Origin of the sequence: Nocardioides marmoriginsengisoli (genome assembly GCF_003725695.1) — a bacterium.
Lineage (GTDB): Bacteria > Actinomycetota > Actinomycetes > Propionibacteriales > Nocardioidaceae > Marmoricola > Marmoricola marmoriginsengisoli.
On sequence record NZ_RJSE01000008.1, the window covers coordinates 329,271 to 349,939 of the forward strand.

The window sequence follows — 20,669 nt, forward strand, 5'->3', positions numbered from 1 at the left end:
CGGTCTGGGCGAGGCCATGGTCGGCATCAACGTCGAAGACATCCCCCAGCCCCACCGCCTCGCCGAACGCGGCTGGTAGCCGGTGATCGCATGCCCGTGACCCGCGTGATGGTCGGCTTCGCCGACGCGACCAGGATCCTCGACGCCGCGGTGGCCGAGGCCGGTCGCCAGGGGGTCGAGGTCGCGGTGGTGGTCATGGACCCGGCCGGCCGGACGGTGCTCGCGGGCCGGATGGACGGCTGCTCCCAGCTGTGCCTGGACGCCGCGACCGGCAAGGCGTACACGGCCGCCGGGCTCGGGGTGCCGACGTCGGCCTGGGAGCTGCGGGCCGGTGCGGAGCCCGCGTTCGCCGGCTCGATGAGCGCCGTACCGGGATTCACGGTGCTCGGCGGTGGCGAGCCGATCCTCCTCGACGGGGTGCTGATCGGCGCGGTCGGCGTCAGCGGCGGCACCTCCGAGCAGGACGTGCGGATCGCGGTCGCCGGGCTCGAGGGTCAGGCGGGATCCGCGTAGTAGCCGCGGATGGCATCGAGCGCCTCGTCCAGGAACCGGCTGAACGGTGCCGACTCGGACTCCAGCCAGCCTTCGTACGCCGACAACGAGCTCGCCAGGGTGACGTGGCCGATCGTCCGCGGGAAGAAGTCGTCGGCGGCCAGGTCGTAGCGCTCGGCGACGAACTCGGCGATGATCCGGCGCCACGCGGTGTAGCGCAGCACCGAGTGCGCCTGGAGTGCCGGCGTGGTCAGCAGCAGCCGCATCCGCTGGCGGTGCTGCTCGACGGCCGCATCGTCGACCTGGTTGAACTCCTGGACGGCTGCGTGCACGGCCCGGTACGTCGGCACGTCGGCCGGCATCTGCGCCAGGGTCTCGCGCAGGTGGATCAGGCTGGCGTCGAACTGGCCCCAGGGGATGTCGTTCTTCGAGGGGTAGTAGCGGAACAGCGTCCGCCGGCCGATGCCGACCGCCTCGGCGATGTCGTCGACGGTGGTGCGTTCGAAACCCTGCTCCGCGAACAGCGCGAACGCCACCCGCTCGATGGCGGCGTGGTCGGTGGCCGGAGGGCGTCCGGGGGCGAACGAGTTGCTCATGTCGAGATGAAACCTACTAGGACCCTTGCCTATTGGCACTCGGTGCCAATAACATGAGGGCTCCTACGACCCAAGGAGAAACGATGAACAACCAGGTGCCCGGAGTCGAGACCGAAGCCGTCGTGGAGGCCGCGCCGGTCGCGCTGGCGTCGGAGTCGCTGGTCGAGGAGATCTCGATCGACGGCATGTGCGGCGTCTACTGAGGCCGGACCGTGATCGATGAGCCCTGGGCGCTCGCGGGCGGGGTCGAGCTGCGGCCCGAACCCTTCGGCGCGCTGGCCTACAACTTCACCAACCGCCGGCTGACCTTCCTGAAGAGCACCCGGCTCGTCGACGTCGTCCGGGGGCTCGCCGCGGCGCCCGACGTACGGACCGCGCTCACCCGGGCCGAGGTGCCGGATCGCGAGTGGCCGACGTACCTCGAGGCCCTCGGCGGCCTCGCCGAGACTCAGATGATCCAGCACAGGAGCACCCGTGACGATTCTTGAGAACCGCCCCATCACCCTGCTCGACCGGCTGGAGCAAGGTCTGAACGCCCCGATCTGCCTGACCTGGGAGCTCACCTACGCCTGCAACCTCTCCTGCGTGCACTGCCTGTCCTCCTCGGGCCGGCGCGACCCGCGGGAGCTGACCACCGCGCAGTGCGAGGCGGTGATCGACGAGCTGCAGCGGATGCAGGTCTTCTACGTGAACATCGGCGGTGGCGAGCCGACCGTGCGGCCGGACTTCTGGCACCTGCTCGAGTACGCGGTGTCCCACCAGGTCGGGGTGAAGTTCTCGACCAACGGCGTCCGGATCACCCCGGAGCGGGCGCGCTTCCTGGCGAGCACCGACTACGTCGACGTGCAGATCTCGCTCGACGGCGCCACTGCCGAGGTCAACGACGCGGTCCGCGGGCCGGGGTCGTTCGACATGGCGATCAAGGCGCTGCGCAACCTCTCCGAGGCCGGCTTCGCCGACGCCAAGATCTCGGTCGTGGTCACCCGGCACAACGTCGACCAGCTCGACGACTTCAAGCGGATCGCCGACGAGCACGGTGCGACCCTGCGGATCACCCGGCTCCGGCCGAGCGGACGCGGCGCCGACGTCTGGGACGACCTGCACCCGACCCAGGCGCAGCAGCGCCAGGTCTACGACTGGCTGCTCCGGGCCGGTGACGGGGTGCTCACCGGCGACTCCTTCTTCCACCTCTCGGCCTTCGGCGAGGCACTGCCGGGGCTGAACCTCTGCGGCGCCGGCCGGGTGGTCTGCCTGATCGACCCGATCGGCGACGTCTACGCCTGCCCGTTCGCCATCCACGACAACTTCCTGGCCGGCAACGTTCTCGACGACGGCGGCTTCGCCCAGGTCTGGCGGGAGTCGGCGCTCTTCACCGAGCTGCGCTCGCCGCAGTCCGGCGGCGCCTGCTCGTCGTGCCAGTTCTTCGACACCTGCCGCGGCGGGTGCATGGCAGCGAAGTTCTTCACCGGCCTGCCGCTCGACGGTCCCGACCCGGAGTGCGTCCAGGGGCACGCGGAGCTCGCGCTGGACGGCAACCGGACGGTCCCGGCGCCGAGCCAGGACCACTCGCGCCCGGTCCTGCTCCAGATCAGCCGTCCGCCGAGCAAGGCGTGCGACGAGAGTCCGGTAGGAGGCCTGCGGTGAGCAGGAACGTCTGGTTCGAGACGGTCGCGATCGCGCAGGAGCGCGCCAGGAAGCGACTGCCGCCGTCGGTGTACGGCGCCCTCCTGGCCGGCTCCGAGCAGGGCGTCTCGTACGCCGACAACCTGAACGCCTTCAGCGAGCTCGGGTTCGCCCCGCACGTCGCCGGACTCTCCGCGAAGCGGGACCTGGCGACCACGGTCCTCGGCCAGGAGATCTCGCTGCCGGTGATCATCTCGCCGACCGGCGTCCAGGCCGTGCACCCCGACGGCGAGGTCGCGGTGGCCCGGGCGGCCGCCGCGCGGGGGACCGCGATCGGTCTGAGCTCGTTCGCCAGCAAGGCGGTCGAGGACGTCGTGGCGGCCAACCCGGCCACCTTCTTCCAGGTCTACTGGCAGGGCGACCGGGACTCGATCGTGCGCCGGATGGAGCGGGCCCGATCGGCCGGCGCGAAGGGCCTGATCCTGACGCTCGACTGGTCGTTCTCGCACGGCCGGGACTGGGGGAGCCCCTGGATCCCGGAGAGGATCGATGCCCGCGCGATGCTGCGGTTCGCACCCGAGGGCGTCCGGCGACCGCGCTGGCTCGCCGGCTGGGTGCGCAGCGGGCACCTGCCCGACCTCAGTACGCCGAACCTGGCGGAGGCCGGGCAGCCGGCGCCGACCTTCTTCGGCGCGTACGGCGAGTGGATGCAGACCCCGCCGCCGTCCTGGGAGGACATCGCCTGGATGGTCGAGCAGTGGGCCGGACCGTTCATGCTCAAGGGCGTCTGCCGGGTCGACGACGCCCGCCGTGCCGTCGACGCCGGCGTGACCGCGATCTCGGTCTCGAACCACGGCGGCAACAACCTCGACACCACGCCGGCCCCGATCCGGGCGCTGCCCGCGGTCGCCGGAGCGGTCGGCGACCAGATCGAGGTCGTCCTCGACGGCGGCATCCGGCGGGGCAGCGACGTGGTGAAGGCGGTGGCTCTCGGCGCGCGTGCGGTGATGATCGGCCGGGCCTACCTCTGGGGCCTCGCCGCTGCCGGTCAGACCGGGGTCGAGAACGTCCTCGACGTGCTCCGCGGCGGGATCGACAGCGCGTTGCTAGGACTGGGTCGGGCCTCGATCCACGACCTGACCCCGGACGACGTCGTCGTACCGGACGGGTTCCTGCGCACCCTGGGCGCGAAGGAGTAGCCGGATGACGAACCTGCTCGCCGAGTCGAACTGGCCCTCGATCCGGACGCGCCCGGTGGTGCTCGTCCCGCTGGGCTCGACCGAGCAGCACGGCCCGCACCTGCCGTTCAGCACCGACACCGTGATCGCCGAGGCGGTGGCCAAGGCGCTCGCGGCCGAGATCGAGGCGGCCGGCGACGGCCCCGTCGTCCTGGCACCCGCGATCCCGTACGGCGCCAGCGGCGAGCACCAGTCCTTCCCGGGAACGTCGTCGATCGGGCACGAAGCCCTGGAGCTGATCCTGGTGGAGCTGGTCCGGTCGATGGGGTCGTGGTCGCGCCGGGTGGTGGTCGTCAACGGCCACGGCGGGAACGTGCCCACGCTGCGCACGGTCACCGAGCGGCTGGTCGACGAGGGTCACGACGTCGGCTGGGTGTCCTGCGGCACCGTGAACGGCGATGCGCACGCCGGCCACACCGAGACCTCGGTGATGCTGCACCTCGCCCCGTGGTCGGTCTCGCGGGCGTCGATCGCCGCCGGGAACGTCCGGCCGCTCGCCGAGCTGCTGCCCGACCTGGTCGCGGGCGGGGTGGCGGCGGTCTCGCCCACCGGCGTCCTCGGCGACCCGACCGCGGCGTCCGCCGAGCAGGGGGCGGTGATCCTGGCCGAGATGGTGGCCCGCGCCCACGACCAGCTGCTGCGCGGAGCGAGCGCGTGACCCGGGTCGCGCTGGTCACCGGAGCCGCCCGCGGTATCGGCGCCGCCACCGTCGACCTGCTCTGCGAGCAGGGGATGGTCGTGGCCGCGGTGGACTGGCCCGGCGGCGAGGCGCCGAGCGGCGTCGAGCACGCACTGGCAACGGCCGCGGACCTCGACCGGGTAGCAGCACGTCATCCCGGACTGGTCCTCCCGTACCCGGCGGACGTCCGGGACCGGGTTGCCCTGGACCGGGTCGTCGCCGACCTGCTGGAGCGTTACGGCCGGATCGACGTCGCGGTCGCCGCGGCGGCCGTCATCGTCGGCGGGCTGCCGCTCTGGGAGCACACCCCTGAGCAGGTCGGGTCGGTCCTGGGCGTGGATGCGCTCGGAGTCTGGAACACGGCCTCGGCGGTGATCCCCGCGATGCTCGCCGGCCCGGACCCGTCCGGGTGCCGGTTCGTCGCGGTCACCTCGCCGGCAGGGGAGGGCGGCCTCTTCGGTCTCGGCGGCTACGTGATGGCCAAGCACGCCTGCGTCGGGGTGGTCCGGGCCCTGGCCGCCGACCTCACCGGGACCGGGGTGGTGGCCTGCGGCGTCTCGCCCGGATCGACCCGGACCGACATGCTCGCCGCGACCGCCGCGCTCTACGACCTCGACGACGTCGAGCCGCTCGCCGACGCCGGCGGCCTGCAACGACTCCTCGAGCCGGTCGAGGTGGCCCGGGTGATCGCGTTCTGCTGCTCCGCCGCCGGTACGGCGCTCAACGGCAGCATCGTCGCGGCCACCGGCACCGGACCGTGACCCTCCCGCCCGGAACGGTCGTCCGGCTCGCGCCCGACGTGCGGGTCCGGGCCGGTGGCGCTGTGCTGGTGGGCGGCTCGCCGACCCGGGTCACCCGGCTCTCGGCGCGGGCGCGCTCGCTGGTGCACGACGGCGAGGTCATGGTCGGGTGCGACGAGTCGGCCGCGCTCGCCCGGACGTTGCTCGACGCGGGGACGGTTCTCCCGGTCCGGGACTCGCTGCCGTCGCCGACGGTCGACCAGGTGACCGTCGTGGTCCCGGTCAAGGACCGGGAGGCCGGCCTCGACCGGTTGCTGGTGGGCTTGGGCGGCGCGTTCGAGGTGGTCGTCGTGGACGACTGCTCCGGTGACGCGGACGGGATCGCCGGGGTCGTCGTACGGCACGGTGCTCGGGTGATCCGGCTCGACCGGAACGTGGGTCCGGCGGCGGCGCGCAACGCCGGGTTGCGCGCCGCGACGACGCCGTACGTGGTCTTCGCGGACTCCGACGTGGTGATCGACGCGACGACCGTGCTGGAGCTGGTCCGGCACTTCGCGGACCCCCGGGTCGCCGCCGTGGCGCCACGGATCCGCGCCCTCCCCGGCGAGCGGTCCTGGCTGGGCCGCTACGAGGCGGCGCGGTCCTCGCTCGACCTCGGCGCGAGGTCCGCACTGGTCCGCCCGCTGAGCCGGGTCGGCTGGCTGCCGAGCGCCGTTCTCGCCGTACGACGGGACGCCCTGGATGCAGGCTTCGACACCCGGCTCCGGGTCGCCGAGGACGTCGACCTGGTCTGGCGCCTGGACGCCGCCGGCTGGCTGGTCCGGTACGACGCCGCGCTGACCGCGCACCACGAGCACCTGGTCACCCCGGCCTCCTGGATCGCGAGGAAGGCGTACTACGGGACCGGGGCCACCCCGCTCGCCGCCCGGCACGGCGGGCTCGTCGCCCCGGCGGTGCTGAGTCCGTCGGCGGCCGTGGTCGCGGTGGCGGCGCTCGCCCAGCGCCGGTGGTCCGTCCCGGTGCTGGTCACCGCCTGGCTGACCGGCTTCGTCCGGTTGAACCGCCGGCTCCGGTCGCCGGCGCTGGCGGCCGAGTTGACCGCGGAGGGCGCCCGGGCGACGGGGGCGCAGACGAGCGGGTTGCTGCTGCGGCACTGGTGGCCGGCCGCGTTGCTCGGAGCGGTGGTCTCCCGCCGGGTCCGCCGGGCGGTCGTGGTCGCGGGCGTGCTCGACGCCGCGATCGAGTACCGCCGCACCGAGGTCGATCTCGACCCGGTGCGGTTCGCCGCCGCCCGCCGTCTGGACGACGTGGCCTACGGGTCCGGCGTCTGGATCTCGGCAGTGCGCGGACGGTCGCTCCGGGCGCTTGTTCCCGTGCTTCCCCGGCGGCGCTAGCGGGGGCTCGATCTGGTGTCCCCAGGACGGGGGGCATTTCGCCGATCAGCCGGCTAATCGGACCAAGGCGGGCAATTCGAGACCCATAGTTTCGCTTGAGGTCGGGCACCAGCCCTGCCTCGCCCGCAATCAGACTTACGAGGTGAGGTCATTCCTATGTTGTCGAGTCCACTCTCGAGGACGGCGTTCGTCCCGAGGAAGCTGACCGCGCTCGCCCTCGGCGGCGCGCTGATCATGGCCGGAGCGCCGGCGTTGCTCGCGCAGTCGGCGTCGGCAGAGCCCGCGGCGGCTGCCGAGAACTTCCTGGCGGAGACCGCCGGAGCCTTCACGGGCGTCGTACCGGACGGCATCTGCGCCGTGACGGTCACCGCGCAGGGTGGTGCCGGTGGCAACGCCCTCGGCGGCGACGACGTCAACCCCGGGGACGACCCGCCGGAGGACCCGGCTGACCCGATCACGGCGGGCGACCTGGGTCGCGGCGCCCTGCTGACCGCCACCTACAACGTCCTGCCCGGACAGCCGTTCTCCGGCAACGTGGGCGGCGGCGGTGCCGGCGCGGCGACCGGTGGTACCAACGGTGCGAACTCCGTCGGCGACGAAGGCCACGGCGACGGCGGCGACGGCGGCACCGGCGGCCACCGCGGTGCCGGCGGCGGTGCCCTCTCCACCGTCACCATCGGCGGCGCGGAGCTCGTCGTCGCCGCGGGTGGCGGCGGCTCCGGCGGTGGACACAACGCGGCGGTCGGTGCCGGCGGCAACGCCGGTGTCCCGACGGCTCCGGGCGAGGTCGGCGCCGGCCAGGACGGCCAGGTCGGCAACGACGCGGCCGGCGGCGGCCCGTACGCTCCCGGTGGCGGCAAGGGCGGCGGCACCGCTGCCCCGGGTGCCGGTGGCATCCACCCCTCGGACACCAACCTGAACGGCTTCGCCGGCGACGCCCGTGACGGCGGCAACGGCGGCGTCGACCCGAGCTTCGACAGCGGCGCCGGCGGCGGTGGCGGCTACTTCGGCGGTGGCGGCGGTGCCTCCACCCTGACCGCAGGCGTTCCGAACGGCGGCGCCGGCGGCGGTGGCGGATCCAGCTACGTGCGCGCCACCTCGCCGACGGCTGACGCTGCTCCGGCACGCAACTACGAGGGTCTTCTCGGCCCGGCAGCCAACCCCCAGGTGATCTCGGCCGGCCCCACCGGCTTCGTCGAGCTGGAGTGGGTCCCGTGCAACTACGACCTCGAGGTCAAGAAGTCGGTGACGAAGGTGAAGATCGGCAAGAAGGGCAGCCCCGGCCGCGACAACGTCGTGCGCGTCGGTGACTACCTCGACTGGCGGATCCAGATCACCAACCGCGGTCCGAACCCGATGACCCGCGGCGACGTCGTCGACCTGGTGGACTCGCGTGCCGCCACGGCGAGCCTGCGGATCCGCGAGCTCCGGGTCTCGGGTGGGTCGGGCGCCACGTCGCTGGCCAGCCAGGCCGTCACCTGCAACGCAGCGGTCGGCCAGCTCCTTCCGGCAACGCTGCTGTGCTCGCGCCCCTACCTGGTGCAGCCTTCGTCGCTGCTCGACGGTGCGGCGCAGCCCGGCGGAGTCCGTGGCCTGAACAACGGTGAGACCCTGACCGTCGTCTACCGCGAGCGCGTGGTCGAGGCCGCGAAGCTCACGAACACGGCTACGGTCACCGACCGCGCTGCCGGTCAGGCCGAGCGTTCGGACGCCGCTGCCGCGGGGCTCCAGGTGATCAAGGGCAAGCAGAGCCTGAAGCTCGTGAAGACGGCGACGCCGAGCCGGGTCACCAAGAAGGGCCAGAAGATCTCCTACCGGTTCGTGGTGAAGAACACCGGCACGGTCGGCCTCAACGGCATCTCGATCGAGGAGCGTCGCTTCACGGGTACCGGCACCGCTCCGGTGGTGCGCTGCCCGAAGACGCCGGTGACGCTGCGACCCGGTGCCTCGGTCGTCTGCAAGGCGACCTACCGGGCCACGCAGGACGACGTCCGGGCCGGCCGGATCGTCAACCGCGCGGTGGCTCACGGCACCTCGCCGGACGGGAACGACGTCCGGTCCAACGTCGGCCGTGCGGTCGTCAAGGGGAAGCTGCCCGCGCCTCCGGTCACGGGTGGCCGCGCGTAGCGAGGTAGTTCCAAGAACTTGCCCGGGCCGGTGCGATACCGGCCCGGGCAGGGGAACCAACGGTGGAGACGATGACTGCAACGACCCGACTGCTCGTAGTGCTCCTCGTGGTGCTGCCTCTCGGCCTGACGACCGGGTACGCCGCGCAGGCCGAGACCGCCCACGGCGTCCAGGGAAGCGAACGTGCCGCGGTCCAGACGGGACCTGCCTGCACGACCAACGCGGTCCGGGGACAACGCCCCAGGCGCGCGAGCATCAACGGCATCGGCAGCGGGATCACCGTCGTCCGGACCCCGCGCACCCGGACCGGTGCCATCGGGGCTCCGCCGACCACCAGGGCCGGGAAGAAGGTCCTCGGGTGGGACCCGCAGACCAAGCCCGGCAGCGGTACCGGGTCAGTGATCCTCACCGCCCACACCTGGCCCGACGGCTCGGCGCTGGGGAACAGGCTGCTGCGCAAGCTCCGGCGCGGCGGCAGCTTCGTGCTGCGTGCCGCCGACGGACGACGGGTCTGCTACGACGTGGTGGAGCGACGCTCCTACCGGGCCAACCGGTTGCCGCGAAGCAAGGCGTTCCGGCCGTGGGGTCCGGAGCAGGCGGTGATCGTGGTGTGCTCGGGGCGACGGACGGGTCCTGGCAAGTGGAGCCACCGCACCGTTTGGTACGCGAAGCCCTCGCCGTAGCTCTCGCGAGGTCGACCACCCGGTCAGGAAGAGGTAGCCCTGACCGACTCGGCTGCGCTCGTTGGTGCCCTCCGGTCCCGGGGAGCCAATACGCTGCGAGGGTGTTGCAGGAACGAAGCGAACAGCTTCACGACCTTCATGCCTGGCTGCGTGGCGGCACCGGCATGCTGGTCGTCGTCGGCGACCCTGGATCGGGTAAGACCGCGCTCTTGGACATGGCGTCCGGACCCGTTCCGCTGATTCGGGTCGCCGCTCGCTCGGCGGACGCCAACGTCCCGTTCGCGACGCTGCGGGCCGTGCACGCCGAGCTCGGCAGGCCCGACGTGCTCGGCACCGAGTTGTCCACCGCCGGCCACCTGCTTCCCGAAGCTTCTCCTGCTGAGCGGGCCGCGAAGGTCGCCGAGGTCGCCGCGGCGCTTGCGGCCGCGCTCTCGGGCGCCGTCCTGGTCGTGGACGACCTGCACTGGGCAGATCCACCGTCCTTGGAGATCCTGGGGCAGGCGGTGCGTGCCGACGGAACCCGCCTCCTGGCGGCGAGCAGGCCCTGGTCAGCCGAGCATCACACTCCGGTCGCACGCCTGGCCGAGAAGGTCGACGGCGTGACGATCATCCGGGCGCTTCCGCTGTCGGTCGACGGCGTGCGCGCGATGCTCTCGACCCCGACGGACGACGAACGGGTTCTCGAGCTGCACCGGCGGACCGCGGGTCTGCCGCTGTTGGTCCAGGCGCTCGAACAGGGGAACAGCCGGTCCCTGCAGGAGTACGTCGCAGCCGAGCTCGTCCGAGCAGGTCCGGCGGCAGCACGTGTCGCACGTGCACTCGCCGTACTCGCGGGGCGCGGGACTCTTGCCGACGTCGCACACCTGTCCGAGGTGCCGGTGAGGCAGCTCAGTGCAGAGCTCAGGGCGCTGTGGCAGGCGGGGATGATCGCCGACGGGAGCGCTCTGCGCCTGCGGCACCCGTTGCTCGAGGATCTTGTCCTGGAGGAAGGCGGTTCGGCAGCGAGTCTAACCTTGCATGCGCAGGCTGCGAAGCTCTGTGCTTCCCGTCCCGACTCCGCTGCGGTCGGTCTGCTCCTGCGATCCGCACCGGTCGGCGAGGCTTGGGCCGAACGTCTGCTCCTCGATGCGGCTCGTGAAGCCAGCAGCGCTGCAGACCCGCGGTTGTGCTCGGTCCTGGCATCGCGCGGCCTGATGGAGCAAACAGGAGACCACGATCGCTGGGGCGAGCTCCTGGCCCTGCAGGCCACAGCGCTGCTCGCGCTCGGCGCCGCGGACGCCGTGCCGGCGGCCGAATCCAATCTCGCGGCATTGAACAAGAACCAGGTGAGGCGGTGGGCGCGTGAGATCAGGCTCGCCATGACGGAGTACGCGATGCTCCGTGATCACAGCGCGGCCGCGTCGCTTCATGCGGACGCGCTGGCCGATGACGCCCAGGAGGGAGAGGGCGGCGATGCGCACTGGAGGACCCGTGCGCTCCTGGCCTACCTGGGCGCCACCATCATCGCCGAGGAGACCTCCTCGGCACGGCTCGCGGTCCTCGACCGCGAAGCCGCGTTGGTGAGCGCGGGGACGCCCGAGTCGCTCCCGCTCGCCGCCTACGCCGCGTCCGCCTACGCGGCGGCTGGTCGTGACGCCGACGCCGACAACGCCCTGGCGTCGATCTCGCGCGATGCGCTGGAGGCCTCGCCCGAACGGCTGGTCGGCCTCGGCCTCGTCGGGGTCGCGCTGGTTCACCTCGAGCGCCTCGACCAGGCCAGGTCGTGGTTTGCCGACGTGCACCGGATCGCCGATCGTCACGGAGTCGCCCCCGTCCGCATCAACGCCGCGGCCTTCCTGGCGCTCATCGACGCCTGGCTGGGGAACACGGCTGCCCTCACGGCTCCCATGCCCGACCTCGTGTCCGAGGCCGTGTTTCCGATCATCCGTCCGATCGCCTACGCCGCGATCGTCGAGAACGCCCTTCTCCGCGACGACGACCCGACACTGGAATCCGTGCTCGCACTTGCCCGCGCCGAGCTGGAAGCCACACCCCTCACCGCTGGGCCGGGAATCGCGGCGCTCCTGGTTGTCTGCGCCCGGGCGGAGGTCTCCCTGGGACGTCCTCGCCCGGCGCTGGAGCTGTTGGACGCGGCGCAGGCCGCCCATCCGCAGCCTGGATGGTTGGCACCGTGGCCGGCGGTCCGCGCAGACGTACGGCGGGCGCTCGGCATCGGCATGGATCCGATCGACGCAGACATCCTCCAGGCCTGGGCCCGGAGCCACCGCCCGCTGACCGTCAGTCTGGCCCAGGGGCCGCTGAGCCGCATCCGCGAAACGACGTACGCCCCCACCGAGCCGGCCGCAGACCTGCCGGCGCCGCTGCGGTGCGAGCTGTTGATAGCCGATGGTGCGGAGCTGCGGCGGCGCGGTCGACAGCTCGAGGCGCGGACCTTCCTGACGGCGGCCCTCCATCTTGCGCACGACATGAAGTTCGACTGGCTGGCTGAACGGTCACGCACCGAGCTACGGCTCGCCGGCGGCCGTGCGAGTCGCCCGAGACCGTTCGGCCTCACGGCCGCGGAGATCCGTGTCGCGGCACTGGCGTCTCGCGGGTGGACGAACCGGGAGATCGCTGAGGCTCTGGTGGTGGCTCCGAAGACCGTGGAGAGCCACATGTCCCAGGCGCTGATGAAGATCGGTCGCCCGCGCGCTGAGCTCTCCGAGCTTCGCGAAGCGTTCGAGACCTGAGCTGTCGGCTAAGTTCCGGGTGGCCACCCGGATGCATCCCGGTGGCCTTGTCGATGAGGCTCACTTACGCGTGAGGTGCAGCCATCGGGGCTGCGCCCGCCGCTTCCTCCAAGGACCTCTCGATGCTCTCACGCCGTCTGCTGCACAGCCGCCTGCTGGTCGTCGCTCTCCTCGCCGCACTCTTTCTGGGCACGGGGATAGGAACTGCGGTGGCAGCCAAGTACGTCATCACCTCGACCAAGCAGATCAAGCCGAGCGTGCTGAAACAGCTCAAGGGCAGGGTTGGCGCGCGGGGCCCTGTCGGCGCGAGGGGACCGGTAGGCACCAGCGGCGTCGACGGCGCCAACGGAGCTCCTGGACCCGCGGGTCCGGTCGGACCGGCCGGCCCGACCGGACCGACCGGAGCGAATGGAACCTCGGTCGCGTACTACTACGTCAAGGACGCGTCAGTCGTCATCAACTCCACCGCGGCCGTACCGAGCGCCACCCAGGTCGCCCAGTTCGCAACGCCGTCTGCCGGAGCCTTCCTGATCACTGCGACCCTTGACGTCAAGGCCTCGCTGCTCGGTGCGGGGTTCCCGAAGATCACGTGCCGGCTCTACGACGGTTCCGGGTTCGACGAACGTGAGTTCGCAGCGTCCTTGCACGCCGCCGGGACCGCGGAAGGCACGCTCTCCTTCACCCTCCTCTCGACCGGCCCGACCACGGTGAACGTCAAGTGCAACCACGATGCGGGAAGCGTCGCGACTGCCGAGACCTTCAAGGCGATCGCGACACCGATTCCGGCCGTGACCACGTCCTTCCTGCCGTGAGCCCCGGCGATCGTGCCCGGGCGCTGACGGCGGCTCCCTTGACCCTCCTGCTTCTCGGGTTCGGGGCGTGTGGCGCGGAAGGCGATCTCGGGACGGCGCCGTCCGAGGGCGGTACGTCGCGGGTCGAGCCGTCTGACACCGGGGCCTCCACGGCTCGTCCCCTTGATGGTCCGAACCGACCGGCCGACCTGTCACCGATGGATCCGGCTCGGCTTCCCACCGGCTTCCCGGAGGACCTCCTCGTCGCCGACGGCGAGCTCCGCGTGGCCGAGGCCAGGAACGACGGCAGCTTCAAGCTGCTGGTCGTCACCGAGGTCGCCGACACCACTGCGGCACTCTCCGGAGCTGTGGTCCTCCTGACCGAGGCGGGTTGGTCCCACCAAGGCACGTCGCCCATCGGCCCGCAGAATCTCACCAAGGGGACCGAGGAGGTGACCGTGTCGACCTACCCCGAATCGGGCTTCGCGATCCTCGAGTACGCAGTCGGTCCTGGTCGCTGAGGTCAACCACGACCGGCGTGCGTGGTCGCTCGGGCTTCTTTCGCGTGGGCATCGACGACCCTCCCTAGGCTGGACTCGTGGGAGTCAGCCAGACTCCTGAGAATCTGCCTCGCGCATCGCGTGCCACTCGTCAGGAGTCATGGGAAATGGCCAACCGTCTTGCCTCGGCAACGAGCCCGTACCTCCTGCAGCACAAGGACAATCCCGTCGACTGGTGGGAGTGGGGGCCGGAGGCCTTTGCGGAGGCGAGGCGCCGCGATGCTCCGATCCTGCTGAGCGCCGGGTACGCCGCCTGCCACTGGTGCCACGTGATGGCGCATGAGTCCTTCGAGGACGCCACCACCGCGGCGTACATGAACGAGCACTTCGTGAACGTCAAGGTCGACCGCGAGGAGCGGCCCGACGTCGACGCCGTCTACATGCAGGCCACCGTGGCCACCACCGGGAGCGGCGGCTGGCCGATGACCTGCGTGCTCGACCTGGACGGCCGGCCGTTCTTCGCCGGCACCTACTTCCCGGACCAGCCGCGGCACGGACAGCCGAGCTTCACCCAGCTGCTGCAGGCGATCGCGGAGGCCTGGCGGGAGCGGCGCGACGACGTCACCAGCACGGCGGAGAACATCGCCGCGCACCTCGCCGCCAACGCGGACCTCACCGGTACGGCGCCGATCGACGCGACGGTGCTGGACGCGGCCGCGGCGCGACTCGGCCGGGAGTTCGACGCCCAGCACGGCGGATTCGGCGGCTCGCCGAAGTTCCCGCCGTCGATGCTGCTGGAATTCCTGCTGCGCCGCGACGGCTCGGCTGATCGCGCGGTGGCCGGCAAGACCCTGGAGGCGATGGCCCGCGGAGGCATCTACGACCAGCTCGGCGGCGGGTTCGCGCGCTACTCGGTCGACGCCCGCTGGGTGGTCCCGCACTTCGAGAAGATGCTCTACGACAACGCCCTGCTGCTCTCGGCGTACACGTCCTGGTACGCCGTCAGCGATGCCGGGTCCGATCAGGAGCGGCTGGCTCGCCGGATCGCGAGCGAGACGGCCGGGTTCCTGCTCGACGAGCTGAGCACACCGGAGGGCGGCTTCTCCTCGGCGCTCGACGCCGACTCCGAGGGCGCGGAGGGGACGTACTACGTCTGGACGCCGGCACAGCTGGTCGAGGTGCTCGGCGCCGACGACGGTGCCTGGGCGGCCGAGCTGCTGACCGTGACGCCGGGCGGGACGTTCGAGCACGGCAGCTCTGTGTTGCAGCTGCTCGGCGACCCGGACGACTCCGACCGGTGGGCGTCGGTCCGGGAACGCCTGCTCGCGGCCCGGGCGCTGCGGGAGCGGCCCGGTGAGGACGACAAGGTGGTGGCGGCCTGGAACGGGCTGGCGATCGCCGCGCTGGCGCGGGCCGCCGGGGTGCTGGGGGAGCCGCGACTGCTCGACGCCGCCGTACGGGCCGGCAGGTTGCTGGTGGAGCTGCACCTGGTGGACGGCCGGTTGCGCCGGGTCTCCCGGCACGGCGAGGTCGGGCGCCACGCCGGGGTGCTCGAGGACTACGGCTGCGTGGCGGACGGGTTCGTGGCGCTCGCCGAGGCCACCGGGGACGGTGTCTGGCTGGAGCACGCAGGTCGGCTGCTCGACATCGGGCTCGACCAGTTCGGCGACGGCAGCGGCGGCTTCCACGACACCGCCGCCGATGCCGAGGCACTGATCACCCGGCCGCGCGACCCCTCCGACAACGCCAGTCCCTCGGGGCACTCGGCGATCACCACGGCGCTGCTCCGGTACGCCGCCCTCACCGGATCCGGGCGGCACCGCGATGCGGCCGAGGCCGCGCTGGCCGCCGTACGGACGCTCGCCGAGAAGGCGCCGCGCTTCGCCGGCTGGTCGCTGGCGGCGGCCCAGGCGGCGCTCGACGGACCGCTGGAGATCGTGGTCGTCACCGGGCCCGGCGACCCGGTCGGGGAGCGGCTGGCCGCTCGGGCACGGCGCTCGCTCGGCTCGGTGGTCCTCGTGGTCGGGCCGGAGCAGGCGGCCGCGTCGAGCATCCCGCTGCTGGCCGGACGGGGTCTGGTGGAGGGGCGGGCCGCGGCGTACGTTTGCCGGGGAATGGTGTGCGAGCGTCCCGTGACGGATCCCGAGGTGCTGCTGCGATGACGATGTCGGTCGAGGTCGAACCGCGCCGTTTCTACGACGGCGGCGTGGACGGCTTCGCCGATCAGCCCGAGATCCCGCCGAACCCGGAGAGTGACCCGCAGATCGAGCTGGTCCGGATCACCACCGCCGAGGGCGGTGAGGAGTTCGCGATGATGCGCCGGATCGGGTACCGCGACCGCCACCTCGGCGAGATCCTGGTACCGCGGGCCACCGAGAGCTTCCGGACCGACCTGACCTCGGTGCCGGCGCTCTTCACCTGGCTGGTGCCGAAGACCGGCCGGCACCTGCCGGCGGCCCTCGTCCACGACGGACTGGTGCACCCGCCCGACGACGTCACCTACGTCTCCACCGAGGGTCACCTGGTGCTGCGCGCCGAGGCCGACCGGGTGCTCCGGGACGCGATGGCCGACACCGGCACCGGCGTCGTCCGGCGCTGGCTGGTCTGGTCGGCGGTGACGACCGCGACGATGCTGAGCGGCGCCGGGACCGGCTGGAGCAGGCGGCAGCTGCTGCACTACCGAGGCGCGGCGCTGCTGACCCTCGGCGTGGTGGTCGTGCTCGGGTTCCTCGCGACGATGGACCTCCTCGACGTCACCTGGTTCTGGGCGCTGCCCTGGATGGACGACCGGGACTGGTACGTCGAGCTGGCCGGCGGCCTGGCCGGCGCGGTCGCGCTCCCGCTGGCGCTCGGCCTGCTCTGGGGCCGGTTCCGGATCGCCGGCTGCGTCGTCGGGGTCAGCCTGGCGGTGCTGCTGCACGTCACCGTGGTCCTAGGCGGGCTGTCGGCGTTCTACCAGGTCCTGGAGCGGGCCGCCGCGAAGGCGCCGCGGTTGGCGGTGCTCGCCGCCGTGGTCGTCGCCGGAGTCGCGGTCGGCTTCTTCCTCGGCCTGGCGTTCTAGCTCAGCGGAGCCGGTACGTCGCGATCGAGGCGGCGACGTAGTGGCAGACGAACGCGGCGATCGTGAGCACGTGGAAGATCTCGTGGAACCCGAACCACTTCGGGAACGGGTCCGGCTTCTTGAGGCCGTAGACCAGTCCGCCGAGCGTGTAGAGGCTGCCGCCGACCACGATCAGGGTGATCACCGCAGCGCCGCCGCCGTCGGCGAAGTCGTCGGCGTAGAAGATCGCCGCCCAGCCGAGCAGGACGTAGAGGGGGGTGTAGAGCCAACGGGGCGCGTCGGTCCAGAAGATCCGGAACGCCATCCCGAGGATGGCGCCGGTCCACACCATCGACAGCATCCCGATCCGGGCTCCGCCGTCCAGCAGGATCAGCACGAACGGGGTGTACGAGCCGGCGATCAGCAGGAAGATGTTGGCGTGGTCGAAGCGGCGCAGGAACGCCCAGACCGGCGGTGACCAGGAGCCGCGGTGGTAGATCCCGCTCACCGTGAACAGCAGGATCGCGGTGCCCGCGAACAACGCGGAGCCGACCTTGGTGGTCACTGTGGGGGAGAGGCAGATCAGCACGATCCCGGCGGCAACGGCCAGCGGCGAGGTCGCGGCGTGCAGCCAGCCGCGAAGCTTGGGCTTCGCGGCCATCATCTTGTCGTGGACAGCGAGCGCTGCTTCATGCCTGAGCTGCGCGGCCTTGTCGCCGACGGGGACCTGAGCGTTCATGCTGGCAAGGCTACGCGAGCGTAGGTTAATCCCGTGATTTCGTGACGCCGGTCATGGGGACAACCCCCCGATCTCCCCGTTCGCAGCCCCCTCGGCGGTAGCCTGAGTCAGTGGCGGATTGGAAACGGGGCCTGCGCGGGTTGCTCTACCCGGCGTACGAGGCACGGGTCGCCCGTCGGCTTCCCGCGGACCGGCTCCCCAAGCACGTCGGGGTGATGCTGGACGGCAACCGGCGCTGGGCCAAGGCCGTGGGTGCCGACACCGCCCAGGGGCACCGTGCCGGCGCCGCGAACATCGAGCCGCTGCTCGGCTGGTGCGAGGAGATCGGCGTCGAGGTGGTCACCCTCTGGCTGCTCTCCACCGACAACCTGAACCGGCCCGCCGCCGAGCTCGAGCCGCTGCTGGAGATCATCGAGGAGGCCGTCGAGTCCCTCGCCGTGCAGCAGCGCTGGCGACTGCACCCGGTCGGCGCCCTCGACCTCCTCCCGGCGAAGACCGCCGCCCGGCTCAAGGCCGCTGCCGAGCAGACCCGTGACGCCGAGGGCATGCTGGTCAACGTCGCCGTCGGGTACGGCGGCAGGCGCGAGATCGCGGACGCCGTCCGGGCCCTGCTGCAGGAGCAGGCCGCCCAGGGGATGACCATCGAGGACCTGGCCGAGGTGATCGACGTCGAGCACATCGCCGAGCACCTCTACACCAAGGGGCAGCCCGATCCGGACCTGGTGATCCGTACCTCCGGCGAGCAGCGCCTCGGCGGGTTCCTGCTCTGGCAGAGCGCGCAGAGCGAGTTCTACTTCTGCGAGGCCTACTGGCCCGACTTCCGCCGCGTCGACTTCCTCCGGGCCGTGCGGGCGTTCGCGCTGCGCGAGCGCAGATTTGGTGCCTGAGCGTTCACATACGTGTAACCCGCCCCCGGGCGTGTCGCCGCAGATCCCGGATTTTCCGGACGTACTTTCGTGGTGAGTGGGTCGCAACCGCTGCGTCCCGCACCAGGAGGCGAGTTCGTGAGAGATCACGATCCCAGGGGTCAGCGCTCCGGCCCCTGCCTGTCCTGGTCCGAGCACTACTGCTGAGGACCAGGACGCGGAGCGCGCGTGCTGGTCTGTGAGGGGAAGTACCCGTGGCCACTGCGAAGCGCGCGAGCAGCAAGACCCCCACCGCCCCGACCCGCCGGACCTACGTCCTGGACACCTCGGTGCTGCTGGCCGATCCCGGGGCGCTGAAACGGTTCGACGAGCACGAGGTCGTGCTCCCGGTCGTGGTGATCACGGAGCTGGAGGGCAAGCGCCACCACCCCGAGCTGGGCTACTTCGCCCGGTCGGCGCTGCGGATGCTCGACGAGCTTCGGGTCCAGGCCGGCCGTCTCGACCAGCCGGTCCCGATCGGCGAGCACGGCGGCACCATCCGGGTCGAGCTGAACCACACCGACGCCGAGTCGCTGCCGTCCGGGTTCCGGCTGGGCGACAACGACACCCGGATCCTGGCGGTGGCCAACAACCTGCGCAACGAGGGCTTCCAGGTCACCCTGGTCTCCAAGGACCTGCCGCTGCGGATCAAGGCGTCGGCCGTCGGGCTGGACGCCGAGGAGTACCTCGGCGAGCAGATCCACGAGTCGGACGCCGGCTGGACCGGGATGGCGGAGGTCGACATCCTCGCCACCGAGGTCGACGAGCTCTACGAGGACGGCGTGATCGACCTCGACGACGCGCGCGAGCTGCCCTGCCACACCGGCCTGGTGATGCTCTCCGAGCGCGGCAGCGCCCTGGGCCGGGTCGGGCCGGACAAGCGGGTGCACCTGGTCCGCGGCGACCGCGAGGCCTTCGGGCTGCACGGCCGCTCCGCGGAGCAGCGGGTCGCGCTCGACCTGCTGCTGGACCCGGAGATCGGGATCGTGTCGCTGGGAGGGCGTGCCGGGACGGGGAAGTCCGCGCTCGCGCTCTGCGCCGGCCTGGAGACCGTGATGGAGCGCCGCCAGCACAAGAAGGTCGTCGTCTTCCGGCCGTTGTTCGCTGTCGGCGGCCAGGAGCTCGGCTACCTGCCCGGCAGCGAGTCGGAGAAGATGTCGCCGTGGGGCCAGGCGGTCTTCGACACCCTGGGCGCCATCACCACGCCGGACGTGGTCGACGAGATCCTGGACCGCGGGATGCTCGAGGTGATGCCGCTGACGCACATCCGCGGCCGGTCGTTGCACGACGCCTTCGTGATCGTCGACGAGGCGCAGTCGCTGGAGCGCAACGTGCTGCTCACCGTGCTCTCCCGGATGGGGGCGAACTCGAAGGTGGTGCTGACCCACGACGTGGCCCAGCGCGACAACCTCCGGGTCGGGCGTCACGACGGAGTGGTGGCCGTGGTCGACAAGCTCAAGGGGCACCCGTTGTTCGCGCACGTCACCCTGACCCGTTCGGAGCGCTCCCCGATCGCCGCGCTGGTCACCGAGATGCTCGAGCACGTCTCGATGTGAGGACGACGTCGGGCCTGTCGGGGCGGAATGCCTCGGCAGGCCCGACGTCCGTCCGGAGACGCGTACCACGAACCACATCCGCCTCATCCGTCACACCTGGTCTGGTCCGTCTCGAAATGCGGCGGGTCGAACTTGCGTCAGCCCGTGGTTCGGGTGAAGGTGGTTCCTCCTTGTCGGCGACCCGAGAGATCAGTCCTTGCCTGAGAAGTACGTTCCGAAGCATCGGAACGCACCCCCGCAACGGGTCCGTACGGGCGCCAAGAACGCTGTCGTCTACTCGGGCATCGCGGTCGCCGCGACCGGCCTGGCAGTCGGTGTCGGCGTCTCCGCGCACGGGGAGTCGCCCGACGGTGCGCTGGTGAACCTCTCGGCCGGCACCACCCAGCTGACCGCGGCCGACCTTGCCGACCGCCAGGAGTCCGCGTCGCGGTCGTCCGACCGGAGCGCTTCGGCACGCACGGTGAACACCTTGAAGGCCGCCGAGGTCGGCGCCGGCAACGGCGTCGCCGTGGCCCGCACCGAGGACCTGAGCAAGTCCGACCCGAAGGCGCTGACCAGGGCGCTGATGCCGCAGTACGGGCTCGCCTCGGCGGACTTCGACTGCGTCGACCGGATCTGGACCCAGGAGTCGAACTGGAACGTCCGCGCCGACAACCCGCGCTCGTCGGCGTACGGGATCCCGCAGGCGCTTCCCGGGTCGAAGATGTCGACGGCAGGGGCGGACTGGCGCACCAACCCGGAGACCCAGATCCGCTGGGGTCTGGAGTACATCTCGAAGCGCTACGGCACCGCCTGCTCGGCCTGGGCGTTCAAGCAGCGGCGCGGCTGGTACTGACC

Annotated in this window: 20 protein-coding genes and 1 pseudogene; 19 read left to right on the forward strand and 2 right to left on the reverse strand. The window is 71.7% G+C overall.

Going from position 1 to position 20,669, the window contains the following annotated elements:
* Positions 1–79: pseudogene (locus EFK50_RS22540) on the forward strand (pyridoxal biosynthesis lyase PdxS); the annotation flags it as partial.
* Between the two features lie 11 nt (positions 80–90).
* Positions 91–513, forward strand: a complete 423-nt coding sequence (locus EFK50_RS18300; protein ID WP_123229019.1) for a GlcG/HbpS family heme-binding protein — start codon at positions 91–93, stop codon at positions 511–513.
* On the opposite strand, the gene mftR is transcribed toward EFK50_RS18300, so the two are convergent.
* On the reverse strand, positions 495–1,088 hold the full coding sequence (gene mftR, locus EFK50_RS18305; RefSeq protein WP_123229020.1) for a mycofactocin system transcriptional regulator: 594 nt from the start codon (positions 1,086–1,088) through the stop codon (positions 495–497). The two genes, EFK50_RS18300 and mftR, sit on opposite strands and share 19 nt — an antisense overlap.
* 83 nt (positions 1,089–1,171) lie before the next feature.
* Here mftR and mftA point away from each other — a divergent pair, with 83 nt between their 5' ends.
* The 14 genes from mftA (at position 1,172) to EFK50_RS18375 (ending at position 16,653) form a co-directional block, all read left to right on the forward strand.
* Complete coding sequence (gene mftA, locus EFK50_RS18310; RefSeq protein WP_123229021.1) at positions 1,172–1,291, forward strand: mycofactocin precursor MftA; 120 nt, start codon at positions 1,172–1,174, stop codon at positions 1,289–1,291.
* Between the two features lie 9 nt (positions 1,292–1,300).
* Positions 1,301–1,576 (forward strand): mycofactocin biosynthesis chaperone MftB, encoded by a 276-nt coding sequence (gene mftB, locus EFK50_RS18315; protein ID WP_123229022.1) that lies wholly within the window; start codon positions 1,301–1,303, stop codon positions 1,574–1,576.
* A complete protein-coding gene (gene mftC, locus EFK50_RS18320; RefSeq protein WP_123229023.1) occupies positions 1,563–2,732 on the forward strand; it encodes a mycofactocin radical SAM maturase in 1,170 nt (389 codons plus the stop codon). Before mftB ends, mftC begins: the two co-directional genes overlap by 14 nt.
* Positions 2,729–3,910 (forward strand): pre-mycofactocin synthase MftD, encoded by a 1,182-nt coding sequence (gene mftD, locus EFK50_RS18325; protein WP_123229024.1) that lies wholly within the window; start codon positions 2,729–2,731, stop codon positions 3,908–3,910. Before mftC ends, mftD begins: the two co-directional genes overlap by 4 nt.
* Before the next feature lie 4 nt (positions 3,911–3,914).
* A complete protein-coding gene (mftE, locus tag EFK50_RS18330) occupies positions 3,915–4,607 on the forward strand; it encodes a mycofactocin biosynthesis peptidyl-dipeptidase MftE (RefSeq protein ID WP_123229025.1) in 693 nt (230 codons plus the stop codon).
* A complete protein-coding gene (locus EFK50_RS18335) occupies positions 4,604–5,389 on the forward strand; it encodes a mycofactocin-coupled SDR family oxidoreductase (protein WP_123229026.1) in 786 nt (261 codons plus the stop codon). Before mftE ends, EFK50_RS18335 begins: the two co-directional genes overlap by 4 nt.
* The gene (gene mftF / locus EFK50_RS18340; protein WP_123229027.1) at positions 5,386–6,762 is read left to right on the forward strand and encodes a mycofactocin biosynthesis glycosyltransferase MftF; all 1,377 of its coding nucleotides are present in this window, start codon (positions 5,386–5,388) and stop codon (positions 6,760–6,762) included. Before EFK50_RS18335 ends, mftF begins: the two co-directional genes overlap by 4 nt.
* Positions 6,763–6,918: 156 nt before the next feature.
* Positions 6,919–8,889, forward strand: a complete 1,971-nt coding sequence (locus EFK50_RS22340) for a DUF7507 domain-containing protein (RefSeq protein ID WP_183407907.1) — start codon at positions 6,919–6,921, stop codon at positions 8,887–8,889.
* A gap of 71 nt (positions 8,890–8,960) precedes the next feature.
* Positions 8,961–9,572: a class F sortase gene (locus tag EFK50_RS22345; protein WP_183407908.1), complete on the forward strand. Its 612-nt coding sequence runs from the start codon at positions 8,961–8,963 to the stop codon at positions 9,570–9,572.
* Positions 9,573–9,673: 101 nt separating this feature from the next.
* Positions 9,674–12,301, forward strand: coding sequence for a helix-turn-helix transcriptional regulator (locus tag EFK50_RS18355; protein ID WP_183407909.1), 2,628 nt, complete (start codon positions 9,674–9,676; stop codon positions 12,299–12,301).
* A 122-nt stretch (positions 12,302–12,423) separates the two neighbouring features.
* A complete protein-coding gene (locus EFK50_RS18360; protein ID WP_148046227.1) occupies positions 12,424–13,113 on the forward strand; it encodes a collagen-like triple helix repeat-containing protein in 690 nt (229 codons plus the stop codon).
* Between the two features lie 197 nt (positions 13,114–13,310).
* Positions 13,311–13,613, forward strand: coding sequence for a hypothetical protein (locus EFK50_RS18365; protein WP_123229031.1), 303 nt, complete (start codon positions 13,311–13,313; stop codon positions 13,611–13,613).
* Between the two features lie 146 nt (positions 13,614–13,759).
* Complete coding sequence (locus EFK50_RS18370; protein WP_123229032.1) at positions 13,760–15,754, forward strand: thioredoxin domain-containing protein; 1,995 nt, start codon at positions 13,760–13,762, stop codon at positions 15,752–15,754.
* Entirely contained in the window at positions 15,751–16,653 is a 903-nt protein-coding gene (locus EFK50_RS18375; RefSeq protein WP_123229033.1) for a DUF1353 domain-containing protein, read from the forward strand. The genes EFK50_RS18370 and EFK50_RS18375 overlap by 4 nt, the downstream gene beginning before the upstream one ends.
* A gap of 1 nt (position 16,654) precedes the next feature.
* Here the strand turns inward: EFK50_RS18375 and trhA are convergent, their stop codons facing one another.
* A complete protein-coding gene (trhA, locus tag EFK50_RS18380; protein ID WP_123229034.1) occupies positions 16,655–17,371 on the reverse strand; it encodes a PAQR family membrane homeostasis protein TrhA in 717 nt (238 codons plus the stop codon).
* Between the two features lie 110 nt (positions 17,372–17,481).
* On the opposite strand from trhA, the gene EFK50_RS18385 reads away from it, so the two are divergent.
* From EFK50_RS18385 to EFK50_RS22350, 3 genes are all read left to right on the forward strand, one after another.
* Positions 17,482–18,258, forward strand: coding sequence for an isoprenyl transferase (locus EFK50_RS18385; RefSeq protein ID WP_123229035.1), 777 nt, complete (start codon positions 17,482–17,484; stop codon positions 18,256–18,258).
* A 233-nt stretch (positions 18,259–18,491) separates the two neighbouring features.
* Positions 18,492–19,832, forward strand: a complete 1,341-nt coding sequence (gene phoH2 / locus EFK50_RS18390) for an RNA 5'-3' helicase PhoH2 (protein ID WP_123229036.1) — start codon at positions 18,492–18,494, stop codon at positions 19,830–19,832.
* A 196-nt stretch (positions 19,833–20,028) separates the two neighbouring features.
* Entirely contained in the window at positions 20,029–20,667 is a 639-nt protein-coding gene (locus EFK50_RS22350; RefSeq protein ID WP_183407910.1) for an aggregation-promoting factor C-terminal-like domain-containing protein, read from the forward strand.
* Positions 20,668–20,669: the final 2 nt, after the last annotated feature.